General features: G+C 67.2%; 5 protein-coding genes and 1 rRNA gene. 4 read left to right on the plus strand and 2 right to left on the minus strand.

Going from position 1 to position 6,466, the window contains the following annotated elements; genetic code table 11:
- Positions 1-185 precede the first annotated feature (185 nt).
- The 3 genes from CHC08_RS16310 to CHC08_RS16320 all read left to right on the plus strand — a co-directional run bounded on the left by CHC08_RS16310 (position 186) and on the right by CHC08_RS16320 (position 3,793).
- Positions 186-1,574: a hypothetical protein gene (locus CHC08_RS16310; RefSeq protein ID WP_089208147.1), complete on the plus strand. Its 1,389-nt coding sequence runs from the start codon at positions 186-188 to the stop codon at positions 1,572-1,574.
- 266 nt (positions 1,575-1,840) lie between these two features.
- The gene (locus CHC08_RS16315) at positions 1,841-2,680 is read left to right on the plus strand and encodes a PhzF family phenazine biosynthesis protein (protein WP_245878355.1); all 840 of its coding nucleotides are present in this window, start codon (positions 1,841-1,843) and stop codon (positions 2,678-2,680) included.
- 339 nt (positions 2,681-3,019) lie between these two features.
- Entirely contained in the window at positions 3,020-3,793 is a 774-nt protein-coding gene (locus CHC08_RS16320) for an arylamine N-acetyltransferase family protein (RefSeq protein WP_089208114.1), read from the plus strand.
- Between the two features lie 162 nt (positions 3,794-3,955).
- Here CHC08_RS16320 and CHC08_RS16325 read toward each other — a convergent pair whose 3' ends face one another.
- Together CHC08_RS16325 and CHC08_RS16330 are read right to left on the minus strand one after the other, a co-directional pair.
- Positions 3,956-4,708, minus strand: coding sequence for a DUF6597 domain-containing transcriptional factor (locus CHC08_RS16325; RefSeq protein WP_089208115.1), 753 nt, complete (start codon positions 4,706-4,708; stop codon positions 3,956-3,958).
- Positions 4,709-4,712: 4 nt separating this feature from the next.
- Positions 4,713-5,789: an AI-2E family transporter gene (locus CHC08_RS16330; protein WP_089208116.1), complete on the minus strand. Its 1,077-nt coding sequence runs from the start codon at positions 5,787-5,789 to the stop codon at positions 4,713-4,715.
- Between the two features lie 571 nt (positions 5,790-6,360).
- On the opposite strand from CHC08_RS16330, the gene CHC08_RS16335 reads away from it, so the two are divergent.
- Positions 6,361-6,466 (plus strand): 16S ribosomal RNA (locus CHC08_RS16335); the annotation flags it as partial.

The following is a 6,466-nucleotide window of genomic DNA, read 5'->3' on the forward strand; positions in this document are numbered from 1 at the left end:
CGGGGGGCACCGTTCTCGGACGTCGCCGGAACGGATCGGCGTACGCGTCCGCGGCACCTCCTCGAAAAGTCCTGTCGCTCAACGTCATCATGACGGTGCTCTGAGCGACAAAAACTAGGAGACTGGTCTCTTTTTGAAGACCGAGTAGCTGGTCGGTCACGATTTCCGGCAGGCTGGTGACCGTCATGGACTACGCAATTCTCACGGGGTGCGTCCTCGTCACAGGTGTCGTGCTCGCTCTGGTTGCCCAATGGAAAGGCTGGCGCCCACCGCTTCTTGTCGTACTCGCCGTCGGAATCGCCTTCCGGGTGCTCATCATGATCACCTCGGCGAAGAGCGAATGGCAGCCGGTCGACTTCGTCAACAGCTTCAAGCCCGCGGGCGAGGCGATCCTCAACCACCAGGACCCCGTCCTCGGGAGCAACGGCGGCTGGCACTTCCTGCCGACCATCCCGTACGTCTATGGCCTGCTGCTCTGGCTCGGCATCCCGTGGGAGATCGCCGGGCGACTGGTCACCGTGGTGGCCGACATCGTGCTGATCCCGCTGGTCGGCAAGCTCGCCGGAGGCTCCAAGGCGTCACTGCGCGCCTTCCAGTACGCCTGCAACCCGGTGGCCATCCTCGTCGCCTCCGTCCACGGCCAGGTCGAGCCGGTCGCGCTGGTCTTCGGTGTGGCCGCGTTTGTCGTCGCCCGCGGCCCGGGGAACCCCGACCGGCCGGGCATGACCAACGACCTGGTCGCGATGGTGAGACAGAGCGTCTCCGCCAACGGTCTCGTCGGCGCACTGCGCCACGCCGTCGGATCCGCCGGTGGCGTGACACGCCAGGCCCTCGCCTCGCGTCCCGACGAGAAGCCCGTCCTGCGCCGCGCGCTGTTCGCGGGTCTGCTGATGGGACTGGCGCTGTGTGCCAAGAGCTGGCCCATCTGGCTGATCCCCGGCATGCTCCTGATGCTCCCGACCTTCCGCGCCCGGGTCATCGCGTTCGTGGCCACCGGCATCGCGCCGGTCTTCTTCCTGGTCACCCTGCCGATCTTCGCCGGCACCCCGCTGGACCAGCTTCCCGAGGTCATCCGGGTGATCCAGGACATCCGCCCGATCGTCGGGGAGTGGACCTACAGCGCCTGGCTGGTCGGCGGCGAGTGGACACTCGACCAGGGAATCGCCACGTTCGGCACGCGGCTGATCTACATCACCCTGGTGGTGGTGGCCTTCCTCTGGCGCCGCGCCGACCCGATCGACCTCACCACGGCCGTGCTGCTCGCCTTCATGGTCGTCACCCCGCGCATGGGCGCCCAGTACCTCCTGTGGTTCATGCCGTTCCTCATCGCCCGGCCCACCCGCTTCGCCTGGCTCGCCGTCATCGGGGCCTCCTTCTGGGCCGGGTACGGCTACATCTACATGACCCAGTACCGGGGCGCCGAGTGGGGGAGCCTCCATGTGATCTGGGCCAAGGCCTCCATCGTGTTCATACCGATCCTGACCATGGCCATGCCCTGGGGCCGCCGCGTCTCCAAGGCCTACCCCGAACCCGAAGGGACCCCACCGCAGGCCTCCGTCCCCGCTCCTGCCTGAATACCCCGGGCCTCGCGGAGAGGCGTTTTCGCGATCCGAGGAGCCCCACCACAGGACGCCGTTCCCACTCCTGCCGGATGCCCCCGGCCTCGCGGAGAGGCGCTTTCGCGTGATTCCAACGCCTACGCCGAATCCGAGGGGTCTCACCACAGGCCCCGTCCCCACGCTCGCCTGATGACCCCGGGCTCGCGGAGAGGCGCTTTCGCGCGAGGCCGGCGGGTGTCCGGAAAGGCGGATGCTAAGTTCCGGTGACTGTGACGAACACTGTGGAAATCCTGCGATACACCGCCTTCACCCATGAGCCGGAGGGCGGGAACCCCGCGGGGATCGTTCTTAACGCCGGCGAGCTCTCCGATGCCGAGATGCTCGCCGTCGCCGCCGAGGTCGGATACTCCGAGACGGCCTTCGTGACCGGCCGCGACGGCGAGAGCCGCACCTTCCGGGTCCGATACTTCGCCCCCTCTGCGGAGGTCGACTTCTGCGGGCACGCCACGATCGCCACCTCGGTGGCCCTGGCCGAGCGCCTCGGGACGGGCCGGCTGGTCTTCGACACCAACGCGGGCGAGATCGTCGTGGACACCGAGATCGTCGACGACGCGCTGCACGCCACGCTCACCAGCGTGCCCACCCACTCCAGCCCCGCGAGCGAGGAGGCGGTGGCCGAGGTGCTCTCCGCCCTCGGCTGGTCGCACGACGACCTCGACCCAGCCTTCCCGCCGCACGTCGCCTTCGGCGGGGTCGAACACCTCATGCTCGCCGCGGCGTCCCGGGAACGCCTGGCCGACCTCCGCTACGACTTCGACGCGCTGAAGTCGGTGATGACGCGCAACGGCTTGACGACGGTGAACCTGTTCTGGCGCGAGAGCGACGAGCGGTTCCACTCCCGCAACCCGTTCCCGGTCGGGGGCGTCGTGGAGGACCCCGCGACCGGGGCCGCGGCCGCCGCTTTTGGGGGCTACCTCCGCGTTCTGGGGACCGGCTCCTCCGAGTTCACGATCATCCAGGGGGTGGACATGGGACGGCCGAGCACGCTGAAGGTGTCGATCGCCTCCCCGGACGGCCGTACCCGGGTGAGCGGTGGAGCGGTGGCGATGGAGGCCGTCTGACGCCGGCCGCGTTCCGCCGGTCGATACGGCGAGACCGGCCCCGCGCAGTCGGCCGCGACCGCTTCCTTGAGCGTCTCCGGACCCTTTGTGGGTTTTCCCGTTGGTGCGGAGGGTTCGTGGACGTGACCGCTTCCGCGAGCGTTCCCGGACCCCTTGCGGGTTTTCCCGTTGGTGCGGAGGGTTCGTGGACGCGACCGTTTCCCCGAGCGTTCCCGGACCCCTTGCGGGTTTTCCTGTCGGTGCGGACGGTTGGTGGACGCGACCGCTTCCCCGAGCGTCTCCGGATCTTTCTGAGCTTTTCCGATGGCGGGAGGGTTCGTGCTGTGAGTGAATCGGATCATGGACGGATATCTGAAACGGATCGGCGCCACTCGCCCCGCGCAGCCGGATGCCGAGTCGCTGCGCGAGCTGCAACTGCTCCACCTGCTGTCGGTCCCTTTCGAGAATCTGAGCATCCATCTCGGCGAGCCCGTCGTGCTCGACGACCAGGCATTGGTCGAGAAGGTGGTGGACAGGCGCCGCGGCGGTTTCTGTTACGAGCTCAACGGTGCGTTCGCCGTACTGCTCCGGTCGCTGGGCTACCAGGTGGCCCTGCTGTCCGCCCAGGTCGCCGGTGACGGCGGTTCGCTCGGCCCGCCCCTCGCCCATGTCGCACTGCGGGTGAACGGTCCCGGCTCCGGTCCCTGGCTCGTCGACGTCGGTTTCGGCAGGTTCAGCCACCACCCGCTCCGCCTCGACGTCCGCACCGACCAACCCGACCCCGGCGGCACCTTCCGGGTCGTCGAGACAGCCGAAGGTGATCTCGACGTGCTGAAGGACGGCGTGCTCGAATACCGCCTCGAACAACGGCCACGCGTCCTGGCCGACTTCGAGCCGACCTGCTGGTGGCACCAGACCTCGCCTGCGTCACACTTCACCCAGTCGCTCGTATGCTCGCTGCTCACCGAGCGGGGACGCGTCACGCTGAACGACAGGCTGCTCGTTGAGACCGTGGGAGACGACCGTCGCGAGCGGCATCTGGACGGCGACGCCGCGACGCTCGCCGCCTACCGCGACCACTTCGGCGTCGAGCTGACTCGGCTGCCCGCGGCCCCCGGCGGATCGGACGGCTGACGTCGAAGGGCACCCGTACGGAGCAGCCCAGCCGATGAGGAACCCGCGCTGCACGTGCAGGAGCTCGGGTGTTCCCGGGCCTGGGCCTGGCATCTGGGATTCTTTCCCGGGAAGAGTGTTCGGGCGCCTACGGCTGCGGTCTCTTGGGATGTTCCCGGGCGTCTACGACCGGCCGACCAGCTTGCTCAGGGGCATGCCCGCCAGCCGCCGGACCTCGTTGGCCAGGTGTGCCTGATCGGCGTATCCACTGGCCACCGCCACCTCGGCCGGTGCGACGCCGAGTCTGGACAGCCGTAGTGCACGCTGGAATCTGACCACCCGCTGCAGCACTTTGGGCCCGTACCCAAAGGAGCGCAGCGACCGGCGGTGGAGCTGCCGCTCACCGAACCCCAGATCCCAGGCCACCTCTCCGACGCTCCGTCCCGCCCGCAACGCCGCGGCGATCATCGGTGCGGCGGGGTCGGGTTCGGGTGTCTCGCGCAGCCGTACGGCCAGCGCCCGCTGCATGGTCCCGGCGATCAGCTCCGGCGTCACGGCCGGCGCCTGTCGCGTCGCCCCGGCCCGATCCGACCGTACGGCCGACGCCTCCAGGAGAGCCTCATCCGTCAACTCGGTCAGCACGCCCAGTTCGGTCAACGGCACTCGCAGATCACGCAGGGCGTCGACCGGGATGCCGAAGACCTCACCCACTCCGCCCGGCCGGAACCGGATTCCCGTGTAGCGGTCACCGGGGGACATCAGGACGGGCATCGGCCCGGTATCCGGCCCCGCGACGTGCGGTCCCTCCGGACCCCAGATCAGATCGACGCAGCCGTCGGGCACGACCGGCTGTGTCCCGGCCGAGGTCGTCTCCTGCGTCCAGAGGCAGGCCACCCGCCCGGCCATCTCCGGGGCCGGTGCCCACTCGCGATACATGGCCTCAGGTTACGCGCGGAGAACTCGGCCCCGTCCCCCCATCAGGAGGGACCGCTCCGGAGATGAGAGCAGCGGCCCAGTCGCCGTCGGGATCGCTGTCGACCAGTAGGGTGCGGGCCAGCAGGCTGAGCGGGATGGCCAGGAGCGCGCCAAGCGGGCCGAGGATGAAGGTCCACAGGATGAGGGACAGGAACGTCACCGTCGTGGACAGTCCGACGGCGTCCCCGAGGAACTTGGGCTGGATGAGCGACTGCACCACGAAGTTGATCAGCATGTAGGCGATGATCAAGAAGATCATCGTTCTCGGCCCGCCCTCAAGCAGGCCGAGCAGGGCCGGTGGGACCAGCCCGATGACAAAGCCGATGTTCGGGATGTAGTTGGTGATCAGCGCCAGCACTCCCCAGAGCAGAGGGAGCGGCACACCCAGCAGCCAGAGCGCGGTCACGTCCAGCGCGGAACAGACCAGCCCGAACACCGTTGAGACCAAGAGATACCGCCGGGTCTTCTGGGCGAAGTTGTCGAGCGCGCCGATGAGCTTCGGCCTGCGAGCCGCGCCCATGGAGAGGATCCGCGAAATTGACTGCGCGTCCAGGCACATGGCCAGGAGCAGGACGATGACGAGGATCAGACCGGAGAACACATTGAGAAGTCCGGAGACGAACCCCTGCGCGAGTTCGAAGATCTTGCCGGGATCGAACGACTTGAGCGCCTCGTTCATCTGCTGGGTGCCGATTCCGAGTCGGCCGGCCAGCTGCTGCGCTTCGACGATGAGCTGGTTGAACTGGGTGTCGTAGGTAGGGGCGAGAGCGGCTATCTGCGCGATCGAGACGGTCAGGATCGCCACCATGCCCAGAAGTACGACCAGCACGATGGTCAGCGGGACCGCGACCAGCGTCCACCCGGGCGCGCCGCGTCTCTGCAGCCAGGTCCTCACCGGGGAGACCGCGAGAACGAGCACCAGGGCCAGCAATGTGGGGCCGACGATCGACCCGACTTCTCTGATACCCGCCAATGTGACCACCGCACCCGCGGTGCAGAGCAGCACAACGAGTATCCGGGGCATCGGTCTTTGGTCCGTCATACCGGGTCCCTACCCCCGGAGGGGAAAACACGTCTCCTGCCGTTCGGTCTTTGATTTGACGAGGGCGGACGTCGTACATAGAGTTCACAGGCCCGAGGGGGTTGGCGGAGATCGCCAGGACCTCGGGAGCCCCTCTGATCACCTTCCTCCGTTGGGACGCGTGCGTCCCGCCGAAGTCCAGTTTGACAAGGACAAGGTGTCGGAGTAAGTTGGAGGGGTTGCCCTGGAAGCAGGGCGGTCGAGATCCTAACGGATTCGGCGGGATAAGCGGAAACGGTGCGAACGGCGCTGGTTTCCCTTAAACCCGGTGAGCCTGATAAGATCGAAACACAACAAAACGAACGCCCCTGATGGCAGGCCCGCGGGTCTGGAAAAGGGTGTACGCGTCCGTTTCTTGAGAACTCAACAGTGTGTTAAAAGCCAGTGCATGATGCACAACCCCGTTCATCCCACCCCTACGGGTGGGGGACGGATTCCTTTGGTTGATACATCCGCCCTGACTTCCTGACGCCATTTGCGGCGTGTGGATATGGGGTGGGTGCTTTCAGCTGGGGTGAACTTTCTCAGACATTGTTTGGAGAGTTTGATCCTGGCTCAGGACGAACGCTGGCGGCGTGCTTAACACATGCAAGTCGAGCGGAAAGGCCCTTCGGGGTACTCGAGCGGCGAACGGGTGA

This window comes from Streptosporangium subroseum, from assembly GCF_900188345.1.
In the GTDB taxonomy this organism is placed as follows: domain Bacteria; phylum Actinomycetota; class Actinomycetes; order Streptosporangiales; family Streptosporangiaceae; genus Streptosporangium; species Streptosporangium subroseum.